24 protein-coding genes are annotated in these 23,987 nt (G+C 75.7%); 6 read left to right on the forward strand and 18 right to left on the reverse strand.

The window, feature by feature from the left end; translation table 11 throughout:
* Nucleotides 1-207: 207 nt before the first annotated feature.
* Nucleotides 208-909 (reverse strand): thiamine phosphate synthase, encoded by a 702-nt coding sequence (gene thiE / locus CCE01nite_RS00825; RefSeq protein ID WP_141371846.1) that lies wholly within the window; start codon nt 907-909, stop codon nt 208-210.
* Between the two features lie 117 nt (nt 910-1,026).
* Between thiE and CCE01nite_RS00830 the strand changes: the two genes are divergently transcribed.
* From CCE01nite_RS00830 to CCE01nite_RS00840, 3 genes are read left to right on the forward strand one after another with little or no spacing between them, the layout of a single operon-like run.
* Nucleotides 1,027-2,427, forward strand: coding sequence for an FAD-dependent oxidoreductase (locus tag CCE01nite_RS00830; RefSeq protein ID WP_141371847.1), 1,401 nt, complete (start codon nt 1,027-1,029; stop codon nt 2,425-2,427).
* The gene (gene thiS / locus CCE01nite_RS00835; RefSeq protein WP_034630761.1) at nt 2,424-2,726 is read left to right on the forward strand and encodes a sulfur carrier protein ThiS; all 303 of its coding nucleotides are present in this window, start codon (nt 2,424-2,426) and stop codon (nt 2,724-2,726) included. Before CCE01nite_RS00830 ends, thiS begins: the two co-directional genes overlap by 4 nt.
* Entirely contained in the window at nt 2,723-3,640 is a 918-nt protein-coding gene (locus CCE01nite_RS00840; RefSeq protein WP_246056243.1) for a thiazole synthase, read from the forward strand. Before thiS ends, CCE01nite_RS00840 begins: the two co-directional genes overlap by 4 nt.
* A 103-nt stretch (nt 3,641-3,743) precedes the next feature.
* Here the strand turns inward: CCE01nite_RS00840 and CCE01nite_RS00845 are convergent, their stop codons facing one another.
* The 16 genes from CCE01nite_RS00845 to CCE01nite_RS00920 form a co-directional block, all read right to left on the reverse strand.
* A complete protein-coding gene (locus tag CCE01nite_RS00845; protein WP_034630768.1) occupies nt 3,744-4,982 on the reverse strand; it encodes a ThiF family adenylyltransferase in 1,239 nt (412 codons plus the stop codon).
* Entirely contained in the window at nt 4,982-5,419 is a 438-nt protein-coding gene (locus CCE01nite_RS00850) for a DUF3592 domain-containing protein (RefSeq protein WP_034630773.1), read from the reverse strand. Before CCE01nite_RS00850 ends, CCE01nite_RS00845 begins: the two co-directional genes overlap by 1 nt.
* A gap of 88 nt (nt 5,420-5,507) precedes the next feature.
* The gene (locus tag CCE01nite_RS00855) at nt 5,508-6,608 is read right to left on the reverse strand and encodes a pilus assembly protein TadG-related protein (protein WP_034630777.1); all 1,101 of its coding nucleotides are present in this window, start codon (nt 6,606-6,608) and stop codon (nt 5,508-5,510) included.
* Between the two features lie 52 nt (nt 6,609-6,660).
* Nucleotides 6,661-7,266, reverse strand: coding sequence for a hypothetical protein (locus CCE01nite_RS00860; RefSeq protein WP_141371848.1), 606 nt, complete (start codon nt 7,264-7,266; stop codon nt 6,661-6,663).
* Nucleotides 7,263-8,666, reverse strand: coding sequence for a hypothetical protein (locus CCE01nite_RS21125; RefSeq protein WP_034630787.1), 1,404 nt, complete (start codon nt 8,664-8,666; stop codon nt 7,263-7,265). The genes CCE01nite_RS00860 and CCE01nite_RS21125 overlap by 4 nt, the downstream gene beginning before the upstream one ends.
* Before the next feature lie 23 nt (nt 8,667-8,689).
* On the reverse strand, nt 8,690-10,216 hold the full coding sequence (locus tag CCE01nite_RS00870) for an OmpA family protein (protein WP_141371849.1): 1,527 nt from the start codon (nt 10,214-10,216) through the stop codon (nt 8,690-8,692).
* 69 nt (nt 10,217-10,285) lie between these two features.
* Nucleotides 10,286-10,507, reverse strand: a complete 222-nt coding sequence (locus CCE01nite_RS00875; RefSeq protein WP_034630792.1) for a hypothetical protein — start codon at nt 10,505-10,507, stop codon at nt 10,286-10,288.
* Between the two features lie 145 nt (nt 10,508-10,652).
* Complete coding sequence (locus tag CCE01nite_RS00880) at nt 10,653-11,291, reverse strand: response regulator transcription factor (protein WP_034630794.1); 639 nt, start codon at nt 11,289-11,291, stop codon at nt 10,653-10,655.
* Nucleotides 11,288-12,502 (reverse strand): sensor histidine kinase, encoded by a 1,215-nt coding sequence (locus CCE01nite_RS00885; RefSeq protein WP_034630797.1) that lies wholly within the window; start codon nt 12,500-12,502, stop codon nt 11,288-11,290. The genes CCE01nite_RS00880 and CCE01nite_RS00885 overlap by 4 nt, the downstream gene beginning before the upstream one ends.
* Nucleotides 12,489-13,373, reverse strand: a complete 885-nt coding sequence (locus CCE01nite_RS00890; RefSeq protein ID WP_034630799.1) for a type II secretion system F family protein — start codon at nt 13,371-13,373, stop codon at nt 12,489-12,491. The genes CCE01nite_RS00885 and CCE01nite_RS00890 overlap by 14 nt, the downstream gene beginning before the upstream one ends.
* A gap of 1 nt (nt 13,374) precedes the next feature.
* Nucleotides 13,375-14,298 (reverse strand): type II secretion system F family protein, encoded by a 924-nt coding sequence (locus tag CCE01nite_RS00895; RefSeq protein ID WP_034630804.1) that lies wholly within the window; start codon nt 14,296-14,298, stop codon nt 13,375-13,377.
* Nucleotides 14,295-15,584, reverse strand: coding sequence for a TadA family conjugal transfer-associated ATPase (locus CCE01nite_RS00900; RefSeq protein ID WP_034630807.1), 1,290 nt, complete (start codon nt 15,582-15,584; stop codon nt 14,295-14,297). Before CCE01nite_RS00900 ends, CCE01nite_RS00895 begins: the two co-directional genes overlap by 4 nt.
* Nucleotides 15,585-15,586: 2 nt before the next feature.
* Complete coding sequence (locus CCE01nite_RS00905; protein ID WP_052104191.1) at nt 15,587-15,979, reverse strand: hypothetical protein; 393 nt, start codon at nt 15,977-15,979, stop codon at nt 15,587-15,589.
* The gene (locus CCE01nite_RS00910) at nt 15,976-17,562 is read right to left on the reverse strand and encodes a CpaE/TadZ family protein (RefSeq protein ID WP_052104192.1); all 1,587 of its coding nucleotides are present in this window, start codon (nt 17,560-17,562) and stop codon (nt 15,976-15,978) included. Before CCE01nite_RS00910 ends, CCE01nite_RS00905 begins: the two co-directional genes overlap by 4 nt.
* Entirely contained in the window at nt 17,562-18,269 is a 708-nt protein-coding gene (gene cpaB / locus CCE01nite_RS00915; RefSeq protein ID WP_034630810.1) for a Flp pilus assembly protein CpaB, read from the reverse strand. Before cpaB ends, CCE01nite_RS00910 begins: the two co-directional genes overlap by 1 nt.
* Nucleotides 18,266-19,060, reverse strand: a complete 795-nt coding sequence (locus CCE01nite_RS00920) for a hypothetical protein (RefSeq protein WP_141371850.1) — start codon at nt 19,058-19,060, stop codon at nt 18,266-18,268. The genes cpaB and CCE01nite_RS00920 overlap by 4 nt, the downstream gene beginning before the upstream one ends.
* A 153-nt stretch (nt 19,061-19,213) precedes the next feature.
* On the opposite strand from CCE01nite_RS00920, the gene CCE01nite_RS00925 reads away from it, so the two are divergent.
* On the forward strand, nt 19,214-19,552 hold the full coding sequence (locus CCE01nite_RS00925) for a DUF192 domain-containing protein (protein WP_052104193.1): 339 nt from the start codon (nt 19,214-19,216) through the stop codon (nt 19,550-19,552).
* Nucleotides 19,553-19,603: 51 nt separating this feature from the next.
* Here the strand turns inward: CCE01nite_RS00925 and CCE01nite_RS00930 are convergent, their stop codons facing one another.
* Nucleotides 19,604-19,990 carry a DUF3817 domain-containing protein gene (locus CCE01nite_RS00930; protein ID WP_084142728.1) on the reverse strand — a complete coding sequence of 129 codons (387 nt, stop codon included), beginning with the start codon at nt 19,988-19,990 and terminating at the stop codon, nt 19,604-19,606.
* A 174-nt stretch (nt 19,991-20,164) separates the two neighbouring features.
* Here CCE01nite_RS00930 and CCE01nite_RS00935 point away from each other — a divergent pair, with 174 nt between their 5' ends.
* Both CCE01nite_RS00935 and CCE01nite_RS00940 read left to right on the forward strand, forming a co-directional pair.
* Nucleotides 20,165-22,057 carry an ABC transporter transmembrane domain-containing protein gene (locus CCE01nite_RS00935; protein ID WP_034630837.1) on the forward strand — a complete coding sequence of 631 codons (1,893 nt, stop codon included), beginning with the start codon at nt 20,165-20,167 and terminating at the stop codon, nt 22,055-22,057.
* Complete coding sequence (locus CCE01nite_RS00940) at nt 22,038-23,771, forward strand: ABC transporter ATP-binding protein (protein ID WP_034630818.1); 1,734 nt, start codon at nt 22,038-22,040, stop codon at nt 23,769-23,771. The genes CCE01nite_RS00935 and CCE01nite_RS00940 overlap by 20 nt, the downstream gene beginning before the upstream one ends.
* Nucleotides 23,772-23,987 lie beyond the last annotated feature (216 nt).

Genomic DNA, 23,987 nt, shown 5'->3' on the forward strand with positions numbered 1-23,987 from the left:
GTCGGAGGTCACGGGGCCAAGGATAGGCGGCGCACCGCCCGCTCCGGACGCCGGTCCGCGGGTTCGCGTCGCCGTGGCCGGTCGGCTGCCGGGCGGCTGCTGGGCCGTCGCCGGGCGGCCGCTGGACCGCCGCCGGACGGCTCCCGGGCGGCTGCGGTCGACCGCGCGTGCCTGCGCACGCGTCTTCACGTGCGGCTGCCCGGGTGCCTACCGGGCGTCGGCCGCGGCCGTGGTCGTGGCGGCGGCGTGCGCGGCGACGAGGCTCGCGCGCAGCCGCTCGGCGACGCCCCGGGGGTCCGGCGCGTGGGTGAGCGCCCGGACGACGACGACCCGGTGCGCCCCGGCGGCGACGACCTCGTCGAGCAGCGCCTCGTCGACCCCGCCGATCGCGAACCACGGCGTCGCCGGTGCGGTGTCGGCGACCGCGCGGACCGCGCCGAGGCCGACCGGCTCGCGGCCCGGCTTCGTCGGGGTCGCGAGCACCGGCCCGACGCAGAAGTAGTCGACCTCGGGGTCGGCGTCGGCCCCCGCGGCCTGGTCGCCGCCGCCCGACGAGCGCCCGAGCAGCACACCGGGACCGACGACCTCGCGGGCCACCGCGACGGGAAGGTCCCGCTGGCCGGTGTGCAGCACGTCCGCGCGCAGCGCCCGGGCCAGGTCCGCCCGGTCGTTGACCGCGAACAGCGCGCCGTGCTCGTGCGCGACGTCCCGCACGAGCGCCCCGAGGGCGAGCTCGTCGGCGACGTCGAGCGTGCGGTCACGGAGCTGGACCACGTCCACGCCGCCCGCGAGCACCTCGTGCAGGAACGGCTCGAGGTCGCCGCGCTCGCGTCGGGCGTCGGTGCACAGGTACACGTGGGCGTCGGCGAGCCGGGCGCGCAGCCGAACCCGGGCCTGGACATCGGACATGCCGGGCAGCGTAGTCTGACCGCCGCACGGGAGCCCCGCACGAGAGCGGGGCTGAGAGGGCGTCGCAGCCGACCGTCGAACCTGATCTGGGTCATGCCAGCGAAGGGAGCACGCGCGATGAGCGCCGCCCGTCCCCGCACGCCCCGCCGAACGTCCGCGCCGCGCCCCGGCGCACCCGACGACGTGCTCGTGGTGGGCGGCGGGATCGTCGGGCTCACCGTCGCGTGGCGCGCGCTCGACGCCGGGCTGGCGGTCACGCTGCTCGACCCCGCGGGCCTGCGCGGGTCGGCCGGGGCCGTGCACGCCGCCGCCGGGATGCTCGCGGCGGTCTCCGAGGCCGAGCACGGCGAGCACGCGCTGGCCCGCGTCAACCTCGCGTCGGCCGCGCTGTGGCCGGGCTTGGCGCGCGCGCTGCAGGACGCGTCGGGCGTCGACGTCGGGCTCGCCGCCACCGGGACGCTCGCGGTCGCGTACGACGCCGCGGACGCCCGGCGGTGCCGCGACCTGCTCGCGCTCCAGCGCTCGTGGGGGCTCGACGTGCACGAGGTCACGCCCGCCGAGGCGCGCGAGCGCGTCCCCCTCCTCGGCCCGCACGTGAGCGCGGCGACGTGGGCCCCGGGCGAGCGGCAGGTCGACCCGCGCGCGGTCCTGGCCGCGCTGCGCACGGTGCTCACCCGCCGGACCGGCCCCGGGGTGGACCCGGCCGACGGGCGCCTCCGCGTCGTCGAGGCCGCCGCGGCCGGGCTCGTGCGCGGGCGCGGCGGCGAGGTCGTGGGGCTCCGCGACGACCGCGGCGACGTGCACCCGGCCGGTCTCGTGGTCCTCGCGGCCGGCGCCGGCTCGGCGCTCGTCGTGCGCGACGAGCCGGACCTCGCCGTCCCCGTGCGGCCCGTGCTCGGGACGACGCTGCGGCTCGACGCGCGCGGCGTCCCGGGGTTCCGCGGCCTGCCCGTCGTGCGCGGGACGGTCCAGCACCGGGCCGTCTACGTCGTGCCGCGGCCGACCGGCGAGGTCGTGGTCGGCGCGACGAGCGACGAGCGCGAGCCCGCCGACGGGACGCGCGCCGGGGACGTCTTCGCGCTGCTGCGCGACGCCCGCGCGCTCCTGCCCGGGCTCGACGAGCTGCCCCTCGTCGACGTGACGACGCGCGCCCGCCCGGCGACGCCCGACCACGTGCCGCTCGTCGGCCCCGCGGCGGTCCCGGGGCTCGTGCTCGCGACCGGCCACCACCGCAACGGGGTGCTGCAGACCCCGCTGACCGCGGCCGTGCTCGACGCCCTGCTCGCTGGCGAGCCGCTGCCCGAGGCCGTGCGGGCGTGCGACCCCCGGCGGTTCGCCGCGCGCGCTGCGGGAGTCCTTCCCTCGGCCGGGGCCCTGCCCGAGGCGGTGCGGGTGCGCGACGCCCGGGGGCTCGCCGCGCGGGCCGGGAGCGACGTTCCCGCGGCCGGTCCCCTCCCCGACGCCGTCCCCGTTCCCGCTCCTGTTCCTGCCCCTGTGTCCGCGAGAGGACCCGCATGACCCCCACCGCGCCGACCGTGACCGTCAACGGCGTCGAACGCCCGCTCACCGACCCCGTGAGCGTCGCCGCCCTCGTCACCGAGCTCCTCGCCGACGACGCCGGCACCCCGGTCGCCGCGCCGACCCCCGGCGGGGCACCGGACGGCGGCGCGGCGAACGACCACGCACCGAACGGCGACGCGCCGAACGGGGTCGCGGTCGCCGTCGACGACGCGATCGTCCCGCGCGGGCTGTGGGGCTCGACGCTCGTGCGGGCCGGTGCACGCGTCGAGGTCGTGACGGCGGTGCAGGGCGGATGAGCGCCACCCCGCCCCCGGCGACCTCGAGCACCTCGGCCACGCCGCGCCCGTCGGCCACGCCACGCCCGTCACCTGCACCCGCACCCGCACCCGGCACCGTCCCCGGCGGGCCGCCCGCCGACGACCCCCTGGTGATCGCGGGGACCGTCGTCGGCCCGCGGCTCGTGCTCGGCACGGGCGGCGCGCCGAGCCTCGACCGGCTCGAGGACGCGCTCGTCGCGTCGGGCACGCGCCTGACGACCGTCGCGCTGCGGCGGGTCCGGGCGGGCGGCGAGCAGTCGGTCTGGGGGCTGCTGGCACGGCTCGGCATCCGCGCGCTGCCCAACACCGCGGGCTGCTTCACGGCGCGCGAGGCGGTGCTCACCGCCGAGCTCGGGCGCGAGGCGTGCGGGACGTCGTGGGTCAAGCTCGAGGTGCTCGCGGACGACGTCACGCTGCTGCCCGAGCCGTTCGGGCTCGTCGAGGCCGCGGACCGGCTCGTGCGCGAGGGGTTCACGGTGCTGCCCTACACGGGCGACGACCCGGTCGTCGCGCGCAGGCTCGAGGACGTCGGGTGCGCCGCGGTCATGCCGCTCGGGTCGCCGATCGGCTCCGGGCTCGGCATCCTCGACCCCCGCAGCATCGAGGCGATCGCCGACCGCGCGCAGGTGCCCGTGATCCTCGATGCCGGGATCGGCACGGCGTCGGACGCGGCGCTCGCGATGGAGCTCGGGTGCAGCGGCGTGCTCGTCGCGTCGGCGGTCACGCGCGCGGCGGACCCGGCCCGGATGGCGCGGGCGATGGCCCTCGCGGTCCAGGCGGGGCGTGCGGCGCGGCTCGCGGGGCGGATCCCCCGCCGGGAGCAGGCGCTCGCCTCGTCCCCGACGACCGGCCTCGTGTGCGGACCGCCCGGGAACCTCGACCTCGCGCTCTGAGCGGCAGCGGATCCCCGCGGTCGTGCGGTGGGCCCGGCTCCGGGAGCGGTCGGAGGCGGCGTGTCCCCGGACCCGCCGCTCCGGCGCCGCGGGGCCGGGTGCGTCAGTACCGCGGGAGCGTCGGGTCGACGTCCGCGACCCACGCGAGCACGCCGCCCGTGACCTGCACGACGTTGCTGCGGCCCGCGGCGTGGGCCGCCTCGACGACGCGCTGCGAGCGCGCACCGGACTTGCAGTAGACCGCGACCAGGCGGTCGCGCGGGAGCCCGTCGAAGGGGTCGTCGACGGCGCCGTCCGCCCCCGGCAGCACGGGCCGCGCGGGCCGCAGCAGCGTCCCCGCCGGCCGCAGCACCGACCCGGGGATCGCGACGACTGCCCGCTCGTGCTCCTCGCGCACGTCGAGCACGAACGGCGGCGCCGGCGAGTCGAGCAGGTCGCGCAGCTGCAGCGCGGAGATCGCGGTGCTCGCGGACGTGGACCCGGCGGACCCGCCCGGCGGCACCGCGCAGACGTCGGCGTCCGGCTCGGCGACCTCCGTGACCGGGCGGCGCGTCGGGTCTGCGGCGACCCGCAGCTCGCGCCAGCGCACGTCCGCCGCATCGTACAGCGCGAGGCGACCGAGCAGCGAGCGGCCCACGCCGGTGACCAGCTTGACGGCCTCGCTGACCATGACGGAGCCGATCGTCGCGCACAGCGCCCCGAGCACGCCGCCCTCGGCGCACGTCGGCACGGTCCCGGGCGCGGGCGCCTCGGGGAACAGGTCGCGGTACGTCACGGGCTCGAGGCCCGCGGGCGGCGCGGACCAGAACACGCTGACCTGGCCCTGGAACCGGTCGAGCGCGCCCCACACGTGCGGGACCCCCGCGATCGCGGTCGCGTCGCTCACGAGGTAGCGGGTCGCGAAGTTGTCCGAGCCGTCGAGCACGAGGTCGTAGCGCGAGACGAGCTCGAGCGCGTTCGCGGCGGTCAGGCGCACGGGGTGGGCCTCGACGGTGACGTCGGGGTTCGCGGCGAGCACGGCCTCGCGCGCGGAGTCGACCTTGCGCCGGCCCACGTCGGCGCGCGCGTGCAGGACCTGGCGCTGGAGGTTCGTCTCGTCGACCACGTCGTCGTCGACGACCCCGAGCGTGCCGACCCCGGCCGCGGCGAGGTAGAGCAGCGCGGGACTGCCGAGCCCGCCCGCGCCGACGACGAGCACGCGTGCGGCGGCGAGGCGGCGCTGCCCGAGCACACCGATGCCGGGCAGGCTCAGGTGCCGGGCGTAGCGGGCGGCGGTCGCGGGGTCGAGCTCGGGACCGGGCTCGACGAGCGGCAGGGAACCGGTGCGGGCGACGACGCTCATCAGGCCCCCGCCCCCGCCCGCGTCACGGCGATCGCGAGCGTCACGGGGGCCATGAGCGCCGCGACGAGCGGCAGGTAGACCACCAGGGCGTTCGGCTCGAGGTCGGGGCGGTCGAGGTAGAGCCGGTGCGGGTCGCGCGGGTGCTGCACGACGGGCACGACCTGACCGACGGCGTACGAGCCGGCCGGGATCTTCTGGGACACCTGCACGCCGCGGGGCACCTCTGCGGTCGCGACGGTCACGAACTCGGTCGGGCGCTCCGTGACCGACTTGCGCTGCAGCAGCGTCATGGGTCGGACCTCCACGACGACCGCGGTGCCGCGGAGCCCGCGCGTGAAGGCCCGGTGCCGGCTGATCCGCCACGCGAACACCGCGAGGCACGCGACCACGAACACCACGACGACGAGCCCGAGGAGCAGGACCCGGGCGCCGCTCACCCGCGCACCCCCGCGTCGCAGGGGTGGGTGGGTGCGGGCGGCGGCGCGGCAGGGGACACGCGGCCAGGGTAGATCGTCACCGAGGGCGTCAGCCGGTGATGACCGCGTCCACGCGGAAGACGCCCAGGCCGCCCGGGATGGAGAACGGCGGCGGCGGGGCCGGCGTGACCGGCGGCGGGGTCACACCCGGCGTCGGGGTGACGGTCGGTGTGGGGGTCGGCGTGGGGGTCGGCAGCGGCGCGGGCGTCGTGACGCACGTGCCGCCGATCAGGTAGCCGAGCCGCCCGCCCGAGCGACACAGCCCGCTGCGGAACTCGAGCGCCGCGGACGCGGTCGACTCGACCTGACGGCCGGTCTGGGGGACCGTGTCGTCGTTGCGCACGCGGACCCGGACCTCGGCGCGGGCCACGTCGATGTCGAGGTCGAGGAGCGTCGCGTCGTTGCGATCCGCGAACTTCGCCGCCTCGGCCTCCATGGCGCCCGCCGGGACCAGCGCGCTCAGCGGGGTCCCCGCGAGCGACCAGAACGACGCGTGCTGCGACGCGGACGCGCGCGGCAGGTAGAAGCCCTCGAGCTCCCGCTCCCACTCCTGCACGGCCGCGAGCGCGGCGGCGTCGGCGGCGGTCGTCGCCTCGCGCCGGTCGTTCGTGCCCGAGCCGATGACCACGATCGCGAGCAGCGTGACGAACACGAGCGCGACGGTCGCGGGCACGAGGAACATGTTGACGCTCCCCCGGTCGTCGGCCGCGACCCGGTAGCGCAAAGGCACGGTCATCGCCTCGCCGGGAGTCACGAACATCGCCCCGAGCAGCCCGAACGCGACCCACTCGACGAGCGCCACGACGACGTCCCAGCCGATCGCCGGCAGGCCCATGAGCACCAGCGCAGCGACCCCGAACGTCGTCTGCAGGCCCCACGCGAGCACCGCGGCGACGACGATCGTCGGGATGATGTCCGTGCGGTTCGCGAGGCCGCGCCGGCTGCGCACCGCGCGCGTCACGACGGCCCCGATGAAGGTCAGCCGCACCGCGGTCAGCACGTGCCCCGTCGCGGTCAGCGTCGTGGGGTCGAGCGTCGCGAGCACCTCCTCGAGCGCCGGCACGATGAGCCAGTACACGGCGGCGTACGTCACGAGGTCGAGCAGGACGAACAGCCCCACCCCGCGCAGGTCGACCGAGCGTGCGGTCATGTGGATCCGTCCTCTCCGTGGACCGCTGCGGCATCCGTGCCGAGCGTGACCGTCAGTCCTTGAGCGTGAGCGTGCGCAGCGCGTCGTAGCCGGGCGAGGACAGGAGCTCGCCCTGCGGCGCCTCCGTCGACACGGCCACGAGGTACGTCTCGGCCTCGTTGTGCGTGGTCACGAGCAGCCCGTCGAGCGGCTCCGCACCCTCGAGCGTGATCGTGTACGTCGCGGCGACCGCGTACGGCACGGCCGACCAGGTCGCGGGGACCCGCTCGAGGTCGTCCACGACCCCGCTCGCGCCGAGCTGGGCCGCGGCCGCGGCGGAGGCGGCGTCGACGGCGTCCGGGTTGGCGGGCTCCTGCGGCGTGACCGTGACGATCACCGCGGCGCGCGGCGCACCGGCCGCACGGAGCTGGATGCTCGTGCCCTCGCCGGCCGGCGTCGCGGACGCGGTCATGCCCTCGGGCACCGCGATGCTCAGCACGTCGTCGCTGTACGTCTCGCCGCCGCCGAGGTCGTCGAGCGCCTCGATCTCGAGCGCGTCGCCCTCGGGCGCGATCTCCGTGCGCCCGCTCTCGTCGTCGCCCGCCGGCTCCTCGCCCCGCGAGCACCCCGCGAGGGCGAGCGCCGCCCCGAGGCACACGACCGCTGCTGTCGTCCTCACACCGCGCATGCTGCCCACTCCTGCCATCCGTTCGCTCCGAGGTAGTACGCGCCCGTCGACTCCGAGGTCGCGGTCGAGGCGCCGAGGCTGAAGGACAGCCCACCGATCGCCGGGGCCTCGAGCCCGAGCGCCGCGTCGACGAGGTTCGACGAGTTCACGTCGAGGAACTGCGCCGTGACGTCCCCGTTCGCCGCAGCCTGCTGCATGATCATCGGGATCGCGACGGCCGGGACCATCGAGGTGCCGCCCGGCGCGGCGGCGATCGCGCCGAGCCCGCCGAGCGCCGCCGTGACCTGCGCGCGGTTGGCGTCGGTGACCGGGACCGTCGCCTTGAGCTGCACGCCCTTGCCGCCGCCACCCTGGAGCGGGATGCCGGCGAGCGCCGTCAGCGAGCCGGCCCCCTCGGCGGTCGCGGCGCCGTCGAAGGACACCTCGGAGATCTGGTTGTTCTTGTCGAGCGTCGTCGCGACGACGAGCTCGATGCCCGCCGAGCCCTCGCCGCCCGCACCCCAGTTGCCGTCCGTCGCGGACAGGCCGAGCTGGGCGGCGGCCTCGCCGTCGAGCGTGATCTTGTTGTAGACGGTCGTGGTGCCCTTGTCGTGGTCGAACTTCACGCCGAGCGCGTTCGCGTAGTCGAGCGAGGCGTTGCCGCCGGCCACGATGGCGCCGGCCGACGCCGAGCCGTTGGCGCTGATCCCGCCCTCGTAGTACGACACGTTGGGCGCCGGAGGCTCGTAGTCGTACCCGGTCGCCTTGTTCCACAGCCAGTTCAGCACCTCGACCGAGGCGCCGCTGCCGGGGATGAGGGCGTTCGACACCGACTTGGCGCCCTCCTTCGCCACGGTGCGCTCGACCCAGTTCGTGAACTCGTCGGCCTCCTCCTTGCTGTCGAACGAGTACTCGACGCCCGCCCCGGCGAACACCCCGCCCGAGACCGAGGCCTCCGCGCCCAGCTCGCCGCCGTAGTCGCCGATCCGCAACGTGCCCTGCGCCTCGCCGGCGCTCAGGGACGCGTCCGCGCCGAGCTCGCCGCCGACCGTCACCTTGTACGTGCCGTCGCTCAGCCGCTCGACCGACATGTCGCCGCTCGACCCGAGCGAGATGAAGGAGATGCTGACGCCGCCCTCGATGTGCGTGTCGTCGGTCCGCACGGTGCACGGCTCGTCGGGGGGCAGGTCGTCCTGCGCGCCGGTGTCGCTGCCGCACGTCGTGCCGATCGCGGCGCAGAGCCGGGCCCCGATCTGGTTGCCCAGGGGCGTCGCGACCATGAGCAGCGAGCCGACGATCAGGGCGACGAACATCGTCGCGCCGAGGTACTCGAGCGAGCCGGCGCCGTCGTCGGGCGAGGCGGCCGCACGCCTCCAGAGCGAGGTCCGCGCGGTGCGGTGGGATCGGGACATGCGGGACCTCCGGCGGACGTGGATCAGGGAGAGGTGACGGGGACGTCGGTGAGGCGGAACCGCTCCGGGACGTCGAGGGTGACGGTGTCGCCGCCCGGGTCGGGCCACAGGACGGTCGCGGTGACGGTGTCGCCCGGCGCCATGGGCGCGACGATCCACTCGTCGGCGACGACCGCGCGGACGTCCGGGCCGGGGACCGCGGACGGCGGTCGCACGTAGTCGAGCGGGTAGTACCGGCTCGCGGTGCCGAGCAGCGTCGCGTTGTGCGCGCCGCCGCCCATCGAGAAGGCGCTGAGGCCGCGCGCGGTGGCCCGGCCCTGCACGAAGTCGCCGAACAGGCCGGTCGGCTGACCGGTCCCGGTGCCGGTGCGCTCGACCTCGAGCGAGCCGACGAGGAACGGTCCGACGCGCTCGACCTGCGTCGCGCGGACCGCGAAGCCGGTGACGCCGGCGACCTCGACGGCCGAGCTGCCGGACGCGACCGGGCCGGTGGGCTCGGGCAGGGCGGCGCCCGTGCCGATCTCGACCGAGGTGCCCGGGGTCACGGCGGTGAAGCGGATCTCGACGCGGCGGTTCGCCGCGCGGGCCTCGGGGGTCGTGCCGGGGACGGCGGGCTCGCTCTCGCCGCGGCCCTCGGCGGTCACCGCGTACGCGGCGCCCAGCACGGGGGCCAGGCGGTCGACGACGGCCTGCGCGCGCCGGACCGACAGGTCCTGGTTGTACTCGGGGGACGCGACGTCGTCGGTGTGCCCGATGACCTGCACGCTGCCCTCGGCGGCCTTCGCCGCGATCTCGGTCGCCGCGGAGTCGACCACGGCCTGTGCCTGCGGTGTGAGGTCGGCCTGGTCGACGCCGAAGAGCACGTCGGACGCGAGCGAGACCGTGACCTCCTCCTGCGTGACGCGGGTCGACGAGGAGTCGTCGAACGCGACCGTGAAGGCGTCCATCGGCGCACCGGCGTAGGTGAGCTCGCCCTCGCGGCCGAGGTCCTGCGCGGTCACGGGGAGGTCCTCGCCGGCGTCGAGCCGCACGACCGGGACCTCGCGCACGAGTCCGAGGTAGGGGAAGAGCACCGCGACGGTCTCACCGGCGGGGGCCTGGTACAGGCCCTCGGAGGTCGCCGGGGTGCCCGGGGTGGCCTGCACGTAGTCGCGCGTCACGGCGGGCTGGCCCGCGGCGTCGGTCCCGGGCAGGAAGACCTCGCCCGTGCCGAGGTCGACGAGGCGCACGCCGTTCGGCCCGACCGGGCCGGTCGTGGTCTTGAGCACCTGGCCGGCGCTGAACGTCGACCCCGCGGGGGCGTCGGCGCCGAGGCGGTACTCGACCTGCAGGAGCGCCACGTCGTCCTTGACCCGGACCGGCGCGACCTCGACCTCGACGGGGAGCGACAGGTACGTCGCCTCGGCGACGACCGCCTCGGGTCCCGCGTCCGCCGTGGCCTGCTGCGTCGGCCCGGTGCTCGCCGTCGGGTCCGGGTCCGGTGAACCCCCCGTGCACGCGGTGAGCAGCACGAGGACGGTGGCGGCCAGGCCGGCAGCGGTTCGGCGCACGGGACTTCCCTTCCGAGGGCGGGCAGAGCAGGGCCGGGCGCTCCGGGGAGCGCCCGGCCCGACGGTACGTCAGAAGCTGGCGATGGCCGCGGTGATCTTCGCGCCGATAGCGGCACCCAGACCGGGGCCCAGCGCGACGAGGGCGATGATGATGGCGGCCACGACGAGGATGATGCCGACGTACTCCACGGCGCCCTGGCCGCGCTCGTCGCGACGCTCGAAGGCGCCGAGGACGTAGCCGGTGACGGCGAGACGGGCGAGGACGGCCTTGCGGTTCAGGGTCTCGATCATGACGATCTCCTTCGAGGTCGAGACGGCCGTCGCGGGCCATCTGCTGGTGTGGAGCGGGGGAGCTCCGATGACCAGAAACCTACGGAACCGGGCATCGGGGGACGACGTCCCCAGGACCCAATCCGGGGCCCAAGTCCTGCCCGGCTCAGCGTGGGTCCCTGGGCCCACGCAGGCCCGCGTGCCACAGGGCCATGGCCTGGGGGCGTGACGAGACGCCGAGCTTGGCGAAGATCGAGTTGATGTGGTTCTTGACCGTCTTCTCGCTCAGGAACAGGCGCACCGCGATCTGCCCGTTCGCGAGGCCCTCGGCGACGAGCTCCATGATCTCGGTCTCGCGCGGCGACAGGACGGTCTGCTCCTCGGTCGCCACGGCGCCCGTCGCGGGCGCGGCGAGGCGCTCCCACGGGGCCAGGCCGGCGGTGAACGTGCCGCCCAGCAGGCACGCCCGCAGCGCCGCGAGGATCCCCTCGGGCTCGAGCGAGCCGTGCAGGATGTAGCCGCTGGCCCCGAGCGTCATCGCGTCGGCCACGACGTCGAGGTCGTCGGTGTTCGTGAGCATCACGACCTTGCAGTGCTCGAGGAGCCGCGGCAGCGCCGTGAGGCCGTCCATGACCGGCATGCGCACGTCGAGCAGCGCGATGTCGGGCGCGAACGTCCCCGCGGCGTCGAGCGCGTCCTGGCCGTTGACGGCCTCCTGGACGGCGGCGACGCCGTCGAGCCCCTCGAGCGACGCCCGCAGCCCGAGCCGGATCAGCTTGTTGTCGTCGACGACGAGGATCCTCATGCCGCTCCCGCCTTCTCGTGGTCGAACCGGACCGTGACCGTCGTGCCCTCACCGGGCGCGCCCGTGACGACGAGCTCCCCGCCGTGCAGCGCCGCGCGCTCGCGCATCCCGAGCAGCCCGAAGTGGCCGTCCACGGCGCCCTCCGGGGCCGACGTGGCGGCGGCCTCGCCGGGGCCGATGCCGCGGCCGTCGTCGGTGACGACGAGGCGCACGCAGTCCTCCTCGAGCGCGACCCGCACGCTCACCCGCGTCGCGCCGGCGTGCTTGCGGACGTTCTCGAGCGCCTCGACGAGGATCGAGCGCAGGTCGTCGGCGAGCGCGGCGGACAGGTCGGCCACGTGGTCGTCGACGTCGACGTCGATCGCGACGCCGGCGCGCTCGGCCCACTGCCGGCACGTGGTCTCGAGCATGAGGTTCGGGGCGTCCGACGCGCGCCGGAGCTCCCCCAGGACGACGCGCGTGCCCCGGTGCGCCTCCTCGCACGCCTCGCTGAGCCGCTGCGCGAGCAGCAGGGTCTCCGCGGGGACGTCCGCGTCGGCGAGGCGACGGTTGAGGGCCTTCGTGAGCAGCACGATTCCGGCCAGGTCGCCCGCGACGGTGTCGTGCAGGTCGCGCGCGATCCGCACCCGTTCGAGCGTCGCGGCCTGCCCGGCCTGCACGAGCCGCAGCGAGCGCGCGGTGCGGGCCTGCGCGCGCAGCCCGTCACCGATGCGCGAGCCCGCCCAGGCCAGCACCGCGACGGCGGCCGCGGCCGCGAGCCCGACGGCCCAGTGCGGGCGCTGCGGGTCGGCGTTGACCGAGACGAGCACGAGCAGCGCGATCGGGGCCGCCATGACGAGCGCGAGGCTCAGCCCGACGGCCGCGCCGAACAGCGCGACGGTCGCCGCCGCGTAGACGACGACGGGCTGGAAGTCCGGCATGACCGCGATGACGATCGCGGTGATCACGAGGTCCGCGGAGAGCAGGATCCCCGAGCGGCTCAGGTGCTCCCCGCGCCGCTCCCACGTGCGCGCCGGGACGTAGGAGAACGGCACGGCGAGCGCCGTGATGAGCAGCGCGCCGCCCGTGAGCCCGCCCGCGACGAACGCCGTGACCGCGCTGAGCGCGAGGACGGCCATCCGCAGGTGGCACAGGAGCCGGACGACGCTGCCGATGGCCTCGACCGCGGCCGCGGTCTCGCGGTCGACGGCGCGGACCTCAGAAGAGGCCACGGAACGACTCCGCGTTGGCGAGCACCACCGCGCCGATCATGAGCAGCAGCGCCCCCGGCACGATCGTCGTGGTGATGACGAGCGAGACCTTCGGCGCGGCCTTCGCCGCCTGCTGGCGCACGCGCTGGGCGTACTCCTGGCGCACGTCGGCCGCGATGTCGGTGAGCGCGTCCGAGAGCGGCACACCGAGCTCCTCGGCCTGGAGCATCGCGGTCACGAACGTGCCGACGGCCTCCGAGCGCGTGCGGTCACGCAGCGACAGGAACGCCTGCCGGCGCGAGACGCCGACCGACATCTCGCGCAGCGCCGTCGTCATCTCCTGGGCGAGCGGGCCCTTGTGGAACTCGCACACGCGCTCGACGGCCTGCCGGAAGCCGAGGCCGGCCGTGACGGTGACGCCGAGCACGTCGAGGAAGTCGGGCAGCTCGCTCTCGATCTGCGCCTGGCGCTTGCGGCCCGTCGTCGTGAGCCACAGCCGCATCCACCCGCACAGCACCGCGCCGATCAGGAGCCCGATGTGCACCTGCCCGACGAGCCCGAACAGCACCACGAGGATCGCGGTCAGGACGAGGAAGCCCATCTGGCGGCGGATGTAGATCGTCACGGTGACGCCGTCGGGCCGGCCCGCGCGGCGGATCGTCTCCTCGAGCGCGGTGAGCCGCTTGGTGCCGTACGCGCGCATCGCGGTGCCCACGAGCCGCTTGCCCAGCAGGTCGAGCAGCGGGATCAGCCCGCGCTGGGGCCGCTCCGAGGTGCGCGCGGCGCGCATGGACGCCTCGACGTCCTCGAGGCCGGTCGTGCGCAGCATCTGCGTGCCGACGATGGCGAGGACCGCGAGCGCGGCGGCGGCGAAGGGGATGAGCAGGATCACGTCAGACGTCCACCTTCGTGAGCCGCTGGATCGCGACGAACCCGATCGCGAACAGCCCGAGCGCCGCGATGACCACGACCCGGCCGAGCAGCGTCCCGAGCATGATGTCGAGGGACCCGGGCGAGATCACGTTCATGAGGAACAGCGAGCCGACGCCGATGAGGATGACCGCGTACCCCGAGAACGCGGCGCCGACCGTGGCCGTCTTGATCTCGCGGCGCAGCTTGCGGCGCTCGTCGAGCGTCGCGGCGATGTTGGACAGCGCCGAGACGAGCGCGCCGCCGGCCTTGCCCTGGATGACGAGGGTCTGGACGAGCACGAGGAGCTCGCGCGACGGCAGCCGCTCGGCGAGGTGGTGCAGCGCGGCCGCGAGCGGCTGGCCGACCGCGAGCTCCGAGCTGAGCTGCGCGAGCTCGGCCGACGCGGGCTCGTCCATCTCGCGCGCGGCGAGCTCGATGGACCGCGTGACGCCCAGGCCCGCGGACGCGCCGTTCGCGAGCAGGCGCGCGAGCTCGGGGAGCTGGCCGACGAACTTCTCGATCCGGGCCTGGCGGCGGTGGTCGAGCCAGCGCTTGAACGACAGGACGACCGCGACGCCGAACGCGACGGACCCGTACCGCCCGACGAGGGGCTGGGTCACGAGCACGCCGAGGACGCCGCTGCCGACCACCCCGAGCAGCGCGAGCGTGGGCGACCAGCCGACGAGGCCCGAGCCCGCGAGCAGCGCCGCGAACCGCGCGCCGAGGCGCGTGCGCCGCAGCCGCTCGTCCGCGCGCTGCACGAGGTCGCTGCGCCACGCGGGCCGGGAGTCCACGGCCTCGAGGAGGCGGCGGCGGTAGGCGCGGTTCTCCTGGATCACGGCCGTCGTCACGACGCCGAGCACGAGCGTCACGAACAGGACGGTGAGGATGACCCCGGCCGTCATGCGGGGGCCTCCCCCGGCACCGGCTCGCCCGCGCGGTACAGGCGCTCACGGATCCGCGCCGGCACGGGGTGCAGCTCGAAGCGTCCGGTCACCTTGCGGTCCGGGCCGACGGGGTCCGGCCGGAACAGCGCGAGCGGGACCATCTCGTAGTCGTCGCGCCGCACCGAGACGAGCGCGCCGACCTCGGCGACGCGGCGGGTGCCGTCGACGCCGCGCTCGAGGTGCACGACGACGTCGATCGCGCTGTTGATCTGGTCGCGGATCGTCGCCACGGGCAGCTCGAGCTCGCTCATCGTCGCGAGCGTCTCGAGGCGGCCCATCGCGTCGAGCGCGCTGTTGGCGTGCACCGTCGCGAGCGAGCCTTCGTGGCCGGTGTTCATCGCCTGCAGCATGTCGAGCGTCTCGCCGCCTCGGACCTCGCCGACGACGATGCGGTCGGGGCGCATGCGCAGCGAGTTGCGCACGAGGTCGCGGATCGACACGGCGCCGCGGCCCTCGACGTTCGCGGGGCGCGACTCGAGGCGCACGACGTGCTCCTGCTGGAGCGAGAGCTCGGCGGCGTCCTCGATCGTGACGATGCGCTCGTGGTCCGGGATGAGCCCCGACAGGGCGTTGAGGAACGTCGTCTTCCCGGTGCCCGTACCGCCCGAGATCATCACGTTGAGGCGGGCGCGCACGCACGCGCCGAGCAGGGCCGCGGTGCGCTCGTCGAGGCTGCCCATGCCGACGAGCTCGCCGAGCCGGAACGGGCGCGGGAAGCGCCGGATCGTGATCGTCGGACCGTCGAGCGCGAGCGGCGGGATGATGACGTTGACGCGCTCGCCGGTGGGCAGGCGCGCGTCGACCATCGGGGAGGACTCGTCGACGCGGCGGTTGACCGTCGAGACGATGCGGTCGATGGTCTGGTACAGGTGCTCGGTCGAGCTGAACGTCGTCGAGACGCGCTCGACCCGCCCGCGGCGCTCGACGAAGATGTCGTTCGGGCCGTTGACCATGATCTCGGTGATGGTCTCGTCCGCGAGCAGCGGCTCGAGCACGCCGAGGCCCAGCGCGTCGTCGACGACGCGCTGGATGAGGGTCGACCGCTCGCGCGTCGCGAGCACGGGCCCGTCCATCGACAGCAGGGTCGACAGGATGCGCTCGAGGCGCGCGCGCCGCTGCGTGGGGTTGAGCCGCGCGAGGACGTCGAGGTCGACCTCCTCGAGCAGGCGGTCGCGGTAGTGGCCGACGAGGTCGGGCTCGTCGGAGCGGGTCTCGGTCCGCTGGACGCGGTCGCGCAGCGCCATCGTCAGTCCCTCGGGAGCTCGGCGTCGCGGGCGACGGTGAAGGAGCTGGTCGTGATCCCGGGGATCACGATCGGCACGCGGACCTCGACGCGCACGCAGTCCCCGCCGCACGACGGGACCGCGGCCGCGCCGGTCGTGAGCGACTCGATCGGTGCCCAGCCCGGGAGCTGGCGGTCGACGGCGGTGCGCACGTCGCGGCCGAGCGACGCGGCACGGGCCCCGTCGCGCGCGGCCTTCTCCGTCGCCGGGCCGACCTGCGTGATGTAGAGGCCTTGGACGCACACCGAGCCGACGACCGCGAGGATCGCGGCGGTGCCGATGAGCTCGACCGCCGCCGCACCGCGCTCCCTCGCGGGCCGCAGCCGGCGCACGCGGGCCCGCAGCGCGGCGCTCACCGCGGTTCCCGGAAGACGGCCGCCGTCGCGTCGGACACGAGGCGCAGGCCCGGCACGATCGTCGGCGTGGTGATCGCGACCTGGACCTGGTCCGGGCCGACGCTGACCGACGCGCGGCTGCGCCACGGGCCGCTGAGCTCGCCGAGCGCGTCCGCGCGTGCGGCGTCGACCGACGCCTGGTCGTAGGCCTCGGCGATCCCGATGGTGCGGGCGCCCTCCTGCGCGGCGTTGCGCGCGAGCAGGAACCCGGCGCCCCAGCCGAGGCACTGCGCGGCGACGAGGAACAGCAGCAGGCCGATCCCGAACGCGACGGGCAGCTCGACGACGGACTGCCCGCTGTCGGAGCCCTTGCGCCCGCGACCGCGCCGGCCGCGCCGCTTCTCGGTGGGTGCGGCGACGCCGTCCGCCGGCCCGGCGGCGACGAGCTCGCCCTCGGACCCGCGCTCGACGGTGCCGCGCTCGAGCAGCGCCGCGACCTTGGCCGCCGCGGCGTGCGCGGGCGTCGAGGCCGACAGGATCGACGCGGTGTTCATCGCGGACTCGAAGACCGAGCCGCCGTCGGGGATGACGAGCGACACCGGCGCGTCGACGATGCGGTTCGCGAGCGACTCCTGCACCTCGCTGCGGTTCGACCGGCGGTTCAGCACCACGTCGACCTCGGACGGGTTGCGGACCGCGAGGCGCTCCCACATCGCGATCGAGCGGCGCGCCGCACGCAGGGCCGGCAGGTCCGGCGTCGCGACGAGCAGCGCGACGTCGGCGTACTCCAGCACGAGCGCCGTCGCGTCGTCGAGGCGCGAGCCGACGTCGATCACGGACACGTCGAACTGGTAGCGCAGCGCGTTGACGAGCGCGCGCGCCGCCTCGGCGGTCATCTCCTCGGCGCGCTCCCCCTCGTTCGGCGCGGGGAGCAGCCGCAGGCCGCCCTCGATGTCGTACGACGTCTCGCGCAGGACGCGCCCCGACATCTCGCTCGCGATGTCCACGAGGTCGACGACCGAGCGGCGCGTGTGCACCCCGGCGTACGCGGCGAGGTCGCCGGACTGCAGGTCGAAGTCGATGACCGAGACGGTGCGCGCGCCGGTCAGCCCCTGGGCCACGAGCAGCGCGACCGTCGACGCGCCGACCCCGCCCTTGGCACCGGCGACGGCGACGACCCGGCCGCCGCGGCCCCCGCTGAGCTCGGACGAGACCGCGGTGCGCGCGGCGGCGGACCACTGCGCGACGGCCTCGAGGCGCGCGACGATCTCGGGCAGGCTCGACGACTCCGAGATGACGGACCGCGCCCCCGACTCCATCGCGGCGGCGAACTGCTCGGGTCCGGCGCTCTCGACGAGCAGGACCACGCCGACCAGCGGGTTCGAGGCGCCGACGGCACGGGCGACGGCGTGGCCGCGGCCACCGTCGAGCCCCTCGTCGACGAGGACGACGTCGATGCCGGAGATGCGCGCGAGCGTGTCCTCGACGCCGTCGCCGTCGGCCGCGACGTGCGCGAGCCGGAGGTTCTCGGCCTCGGCCAGCATGTGGCCGACGCGCTGGCGGGTGCGCTCGCTCGCCGTGGCGAGCAGGATCTCGATGGCCATCAGCCCTGCGCCCCCTGCCCGAGGAAGACCTTGTCGGCCGGCGCGAGGTCCTGGTCGTCGCCGTCGCCGCGCAGCGCGAGGCGCAGCTTCACGGAGAAGCTCTCGATGTAGGCCAGACGCAGCGCGTCCGCCGACGTGAGCGCGAACGTCACGGGCACCCCCTGGGTCGACTCGAAGTTGCCGGAGGCGTCGGAGCCCTCGACGTCGGTCGGCAGGCCGACCTCGAGGACGAGCGCGTTGGACACCCAGATCTCGGAGCGCGAGGGCGTCGTCTCGTCGCCCTCGACCGTCGCGATGATGTCGACGTGGTTGCCGGACGCGACCTTGCCCGCGACGCCGGTCTCGGCGTCGACGACGATCGCGACCTCGCGGTACCCGGGCTGGACGCCGGGCCGCGGCACGAGCATCCCCTCCTGGAGCGTCGAGCCCTCGGTGTAGGCGGTCGCGGCGACGAGGCCCACGACGTCGGTCGTGGAGCGCAGGGCGGTCTCGGGCACCCAGCGCTCGGGGACCTCGACCGTGGTGACCATGTCCTCCTCGATCGGCTCGAGGGCGTCGACGTCGCGGGTGAACTGCACGACGGCGGTCATGGGGCCGACCTTCGAGCTGACGTCACCGAGGTAGACGAGCACCGCGAAGAACACGACGATCGCCCCGATCGAGGTGATCACGAGCAGCAGTGCGCCGCGGCGCTGGCGGGGGTTCACGCGTGTCCTCCTGGGGTGAGGGCGGGGGTGGCGACGGCGCTGGTGGCGGGCGCGTCGAGCGGGAGCTGGCAGAACACGCAGCGCGCGCCGTGCCCGGGCCGCGTGCAGGACCGGCACGTGGGCAGGGTGCGCACGTGCGCCGGCGACGTGACCGTGGCGACGATGTCGTCGATCCACCCGTCGACCGCGGTGACCTCGACCCAGCGGGCGGAGCGCCAGGGCGCGGCGGCGAGGCCGGACGGCAGGTCGATGCGGTTCTCGGGGAGGGTCGACTCGTCGAAGCCGCGCCACGTCGTGGCCGAGCGCGCGACGGCGGCGATGCCGGTGAGGCCCGGGAGCTCGCGCGCGGGGGTCACGGTCCCGGCGGTGAGGTCGACGAGGAAGCGGGTCGACGGCCACAGGCTCGCGACGTGCTGGCCGAAGCTCGGCGTGGGCCGCTCGAGCTTGCCGACGGACGAGACGAGCGCGTACGTGCGCATCACCCGGGCCGAGGCGTCGACGACCGCGCCGACGAGACCGAGGTTCTCGTCCGCGAGGAGCTCGAGGCCCGCGGCGACGACGAAGACGGCGGTCGGCGGCAGGTCGAGGCGCAGCAGGCCGATGTCCTCGCGGCCGTACAGGAGCCGTGCGGCGCGCGCCTCGGCCCAGCCGACGGCGTCGACCGCGACGAGGACGACGGGCGCCTGAGGCGGCAGCTCGGCGACCGCGTCGACGAGCGCGCGGCGGTCGGGAGCGACAGCGCGCAGCCCGTCCGGCACGCTCGCGCGGTCGGCGATCACGATCACAGGCACGGCGAGGTCCTCTCCACTCCCAGGGGACGCCCGGCCAGGACCCCCGTCCATGTCGGCGCGGCCCGAACGTTAACATCGACCACCTGGCCGGTTTTGACCGATTCCGGGTGAACTTCAGCGAACGGGTGACGGCGCGTGCATTCATATCAGTTGATGGTGGACGGCCGCGAGGTCGCACACGTGCTGATCGCCGACACCTACTGGACGCGGCTGCGGGGCATGCTCGGTCGGCGACCGCTGCCGCCCGCCCTCCTCCTGCGCCCCTCGGGCTCGGTGCACGGCATGGGCATGCGCGAGCCGCTCGACGTCGCGATGCTCGCGCCCGACGGCACCGTCCTCAGCACCCGGGTGCTGCGCCCGCTCGGGCTCGTCGGCGCCCCGCGGGGCACGCGCGACGTCCTCGAGGCCCCCGTCGGCAGCTTCGCGCGGTGGGGCCTGCGCGAGGGCAGCGCGGTCACCGTCGACGACGCCGGGGCACGCGCCGGCGGCTGACCCGCAGGGCTGCGGGGAGGGGCGGCCGGACCGGCCGCCCGGGTGAACCGGTCAGCGCGCGGCGTCGATGCGCTCGCGCGCCTCGGCGTGCACGCGCCGCTCGACCACGAACGACATCACGGGCACGACGCCGGCGAGCACGAGGCTCACGAGACGGCCGAACGACCACCGCATCGCGGACCACAGGCCGAGCACCGTCACGAGGTAGACCACGTAGATCCAGCCGTGCGCGAACGGCACCCAGCCGATCCAGCGCAGGACGTCGTCGCCGACCCCGACGACGTACTTGAGCAGCATCTCCACCGTCAGGACCAGCAGCATCACGCCCGTGACCCACGCCATGACCCGGTAGCGGCGCAGCGACCCGTCGGCCTTGTCCGCCCAGGCACGCGCGGCCGGCGTCGGCACGGGGGTGGTGGTCGGACGGGTCTCGCTCACGGTGCGGGGTCCTCTCTCGGGGGTCGGGGACCATCGTCGCTCATCCGGCGCAGCGCCGGGGTGTGGCGCCGCTCACGGTGCGTGCCCCCGCCACGCACGGACGCTCCGCCCGGCGGCCGCCACGGGTGAAAATCCGTGCGGGCGCGTCGGTGGTGACGCCTACCGTGGGTGACCGTGCGCACCCTCCCCCTGCCGGATCCCGGCTCCCCTCCCCTGAGCTCCCCGCGGGCGCTGCTCGGGTGGCAGGCACGCCGTCAGCTGCCCCTGCTGCTCGGCGCCGTGGCCGTCGGGGTCGTCGGCAACCTCGCGGCCGCCGCGATGCCGTACCTGCTCGGTCGGATCATCGACGGCGGGCTCGCCGCGGGGCTCTCCACCGAGCTCTGGACCGGGTGCGCGGCGCTCGCCGCGGTCGGCCTCGTCCAGGTCCTCGGCAACATGTGGGGCCACCGCCTCGACGTCGAGAACTGGCTCCGTGCGGCCTTCACGACGTCCCAGCTGGTGGGACACCACATCACCCGGACGGGCGATGCCGTGACCGCGGAGCTGCCGACCGGCGAGGTGGTCTCGACCGTCGCCTCCGACGCGCTGCGCCTCGGCGAGGTCTACGCGATCGCCGCGCGCTTCGTCGGCGGCCTCGTCGCCTACGTCGCGGTCGGCGTCGTGCTCCTGCGCACGTCGCTCGTGCTCGGCCTGCTCGTGCTGCTGGGCCTGCCCGTCGTCGTCGGCGTGCTCGCGTTCCTGGTCAAGCCGCTCCAGCGCCGCCAGGCCGCGCAGCGCGAGGCCGCGGGCCGCCTGACGACGCTCGGCGCCGACACGGTCTCCGGCCTGCGCATCCTGCGCGGGATCGGCGGCGAGGACGTGTTCGCCGGCCGCTACCGCGCGCAGTCCCAGCGGGTGCGGGCGGCGGGCGTCGAGGTCGCGCGGACCCAGTCGCTGCTCGACGCGCTGCAGACGCTGCTGCCCGGGCTGTTCGTCGCGGCCGTCGTGTGGACCGGCGCGCGGCTCGCGATCGCGGGCGACATCACCGCAGGTCAGCTCGTCGCGTTCTACGGCTTCGCCGCGTTCCTGACCCAGCCGCTGTGGACCGCGACGGAGGCGATGCGCGTCCTGACCCGGGCCGTCGTGGGCTCGCGCAAGATCCTCGCGGTGCTCGCCGTCCCGGAGGCGGGCGGCCGGCCGGCGGTCGCGGCGGGCACGGGTGCGCGCGGGGCGGCCGCGCCCGGCACGACGCCCGACGCGCGCGCGGAGCTCGTCGACGAGGCGAGCGGCCTCGTCGTACGTCCCGGCGACGTGCTCGCGCTCGTGAGCGCCGACCCCGACGAGACGGCGCGCGTCGCGACCCGGCTCGGCCGCTTCGGCGGTACCGACGGCGACGCGGCGACCGGCGCGGTGCGCTGGGGCCGCACGCTGCTCGACGAGCTCCACCTGCGCGAGGTCCGCGACCGGATCGTCGTCGCCGAGTCGACGCCGCACCTGTTCACGGGCGTCCTCGCCGAGGAGCTCGACGTGCGCGGCACCGCGGACGAGCCGGCGCTGCTCCGGGCCCTGCACGTCGCGGACGCCGCGGACGTGCTCGACTCCCTGCCGGGCGGCCTCGGCGGCCAGGTCGAGGAGAAGGGCCGCTCGCTGTCGGGCGGGCAGCGTCAGCGCGTCGCGCTCGCGCGCGCTTTGCTCACCGAGGCCGAGGTGCTCGTGCTCGTCGAGCCGACGAGCGCCGTCGACGCGCACACCGAGGCGCGCATCGCGTCGCGGCTCGTCGAGGCCCGCCGCGGGCGCACCACGGTCGTGGTCACCGCGAGCCCGCTCGTGCTCGACGTCGTCGACGAGGTCGCGCTCGTCTCCGGCGGGCGCGTCGTCGCCCGGGGGGTCCACCGGGCGCTCATGGACGGGACCGACGACGCGTCGCGCGCGTACCGCGACGTCGTGTCCCGCTCGACCGCCGAGCCGCCGGCGGGCCCGGCGGCCGCACCCGGCACCGTCGACGGGACGGCCGACGACCTCGCCGAGGAGCTCGGCGAGACCCTGCGCGTGACGAAGGAGGACGACCGTGAAGCTGCCCGTCGCTGACGCACCCGCGCTGCGTCGCCACACCGGGCTGCTGCTGCGGCGCCACCGGGGCGGCCTGCTGCTCGTCGTCGTGCTGCACACCCTCGCCGCGGCCGCCGGGCTCGCCGCTCCGTGGCTGCTCGGCGGGCTCGTCGACGCGGTCGCGCAGGGCACGACGACCGCGCACGTCGACCGCACCGCCGCCGTCCTCGTCGTCGCGGTGCTCGCCCAGACCGTGCTCATCCGGTACGCGCAGCGCTCCGCGATGGTGCTCGGCGAGGGGGTCTTCGCCGAGCTCCGCGAGGACTTCGTCTCGACGGTCACCCGGCTGCCGCTGTCGACCGTCGAGCGCGCCGGCACCGGCGACCTCGTCGCACGCACCACGACCGACATCGACCGCGTGCAGTACACCGTGCGCTTCGGCGTGCCCCGGGTGCTCGTCACGGTCGCGACGATCACGCTCACCGCGGTCGCGGCGTTCGTGACGCACCCGCTCGTCGCGCTCGGGCTGCTCGCCGGCCTGCCGCTGCTGCTCGGCGTCACGCGCTGGTACCTGCGCCGGGCCGCCCCTGCGTACCTGCGCGAGTCGGCGTCCTACGCGCGGCTCAACGGGACCATCACGGAGTCCGTCGAGGGCGCCCGGACGATCGACGCGCTCTCGCTCGGCGCCCGCCGGCGTGCGCGCGTCGACGCGGACCTGCGCGAGGCGTTCGAGGCCGAGCGGCACACCCTGTGGCTGCGCACCATCCTGTTCCCCGGCGTCGACAGCGCGTTCCTGCTGCCCGTCGTCGCGGTCCTCGTGTGGGGCGCCTACCTGGTGTCGACCGGCTCCGCGACGATCGGCGCGGTCACGACGATCACGCTGTACGCGACGCAGGTCATGCACCCGATCGGCGAGCTGATCTTCTGGCTCGACGAGATCCAGGTCGGCGCCACGTCGCTCGCGCGGATCATCGGCGTCGCCGCCGTCGAGCCGGACCGCCAGGCCCGCCCGGGCACGCCCGCGGACGAGCACGTCGAGGGCCGCGGCGTGCGGTACGCCTACCGGGCGGGGCACGACGTGCTGCACGGCGTCGACCTCGACCTCCGGGTCGGCGAGCGGCTCGCCGTCGTGGGGCCGTCGGGCGCCGGGAAGTCGACCCTCGGGCGCATGCTCGCGGGCATCCACCCGCCCACCGGCGGCACGGTCACGGTCGGCGGCGTCCCCCTCGTCGACCTCCCGCTCGACGAGCTGCGCGGGCACGTCGCCCTCGTCACGCAGGAGCACCACGTCTTCGTCGGGACGGTCGCCGAGAACCTCCGCCTCGCCGACGACACCGCGACCGACGAGCAGCTCGAGCGCGCGCTGCGGGCCGTGGACGCGTGGGACTGGGTCGCAGCGCTCCCCGAGGGGCTCTCGACCGCGGTGGGCTCGGGTGGCACGGTGCTGACGCCGGCGCAGGCGCAGCAGGTCGCGCTCGCCCGCCTCGTGCTGCTCGACCCGCACACGCTCGTGCTCGACGAGGCCACGAGCCTGCTCGACCCGCGCGCGGCCCGGCACCTCGAGCGCTCGCTCTCCGCGGTGCTCGAGGGGCGCACGGTCGTCGCGATCGCGCACCGGCTGCACACCGCGCACGACGCGGACCGGGTCGCGGTGGTCGACGCGGGCCGGATCACGGAGATCGGCTCGCACGACGAGCTCGTCGAGGCCGGCGGCGACTACGCCGCGCTGTGGCACTCCTGGCAGCGCGACTGACAGGGCGGCTAACAGGGCGTCCGACGACGCAGGGCGGGTGGCCGACGCACGGCCACCCGCCCTCTCGCGCGAGGGTGCCGCTACCGGCTGGGCGGCGCGGACGGGTGGGCGGCGCGGTCCGCTGGGCGGCGTGTCCGGCTGGGCGGCGCGGCCGGCTGGGCGGCGTGGCCGGCTGGGCGGCGTGGGCGCCTGGGCGGCGTGGCCGCCTGGGCGGTG

It is taken from the genome of Cellulomonas cellasea, from assembly GCF_006538745.1.
Classification (GTDB): Bacteria; Actinomycetota; Actinomycetes; order Actinomycetales; family Cellulomonadaceae; genus Cellulomonas_A; species Cellulomonas_A cellasea.

What these genes read in the sequence shown, in the direction of transcription:
- thiE (WP_141371846.1), bottom strand. Translation starts at nt 909, where the DNA reads ATGTCCGATGTCCAGGCCCGGGTTCGGCTGCGCGCCCGGCTCGCCGAC.
- CCE01nite_RS00895 (WP_034630804.1), bottom strand. Translation starts at nt 14,298, where the DNA reads ATGACGGCCGGGGTCATCCTCACCGTCCTGTTCGTGACGCTCGTGCTC.
- CCE01nite_RS00925 (WP_052104193.1), top strand. Translation starts at nt 19,214, where the DNA reads ATGGTGGACGGCCGCGAGGTCGCACACGTGCTGATCGCCGACACCTAC.
- CCE01nite_RS00830 (WP_141371847.1), top strand. Translation starts at nt 1,027, where the DNA reads ATGAGCGCCGCCCGTCCCCGCACGCCCCGCCGAACGTCCGCGCCGCGC.
- CCE01nite_RS00855 (WP_034630777.1), bottom strand. Translation starts at nt 6,608, where the DNA reads ATGACCGCACGCTCGGTCGACCTGCGCGGGGTGGGGCTGTTCGTCCTG.
- CCE01nite_RS00900 (WP_034630807.1), bottom strand. Translation starts at nt 15,584, where the DNA reads ATGGCGCTGCGCGACCGCGTCCAGCGGACCGAGACCCGCTCCGACGAG.
- CCE01nite_RS00840 (WP_246056243.1), top strand. Translation starts at nt 2,723, where the DNA reads ATGAGCGCCACCCCGCCCCCGGCGACCTCGAGCACCTCGGCCACGCCG.
- thiS (WP_034630761.1), top strand. Translation starts at nt 2,424, where the DNA reads ATGACCCCCACCGCGCCGACCGTGACCGTCAACGGCGTCGAACGCCCG.
- CCE01nite_RS00875 (WP_034630792.1), bottom strand. Translation starts at nt 10,507, where the DNA reads ATGATCGAGACCCTGAACCGCAAGGCCGTCCTCGCCCGTCTCGCCGTC.
- CCE01nite_RS00845 (WP_034630768.1), bottom strand. Translation starts at nt 4,982, where the DNA reads ATGAGCGTCGTCGCCCGCACCGGTTCCCTGCCGCTCGTCGAGCCCGGT.
- CCE01nite_RS00880 (WP_034630794.1), bottom strand. Translation starts at nt 11,291, where the DNA reads ATGAGGATCCTCGTCGTCGACGACAACAAGCTGATCCGGCTCGGGCTG.
- CCE01nite_RS00910 (WP_052104192.1), bottom strand. Translation starts at nt 17,562, where the DNA reads ATGGCCATCGAGATCCTGCTCGCCACGGCGAGCGAGCGCACCCGCCAG.
- CCE01nite_RS21125 (WP_034630787.1), bottom strand. Translation starts at nt 8,666, where the DNA reads ATGTCCCGATCCCACCGCACCGCGCGGACCTCGCTCTGGAGGCGTGCG.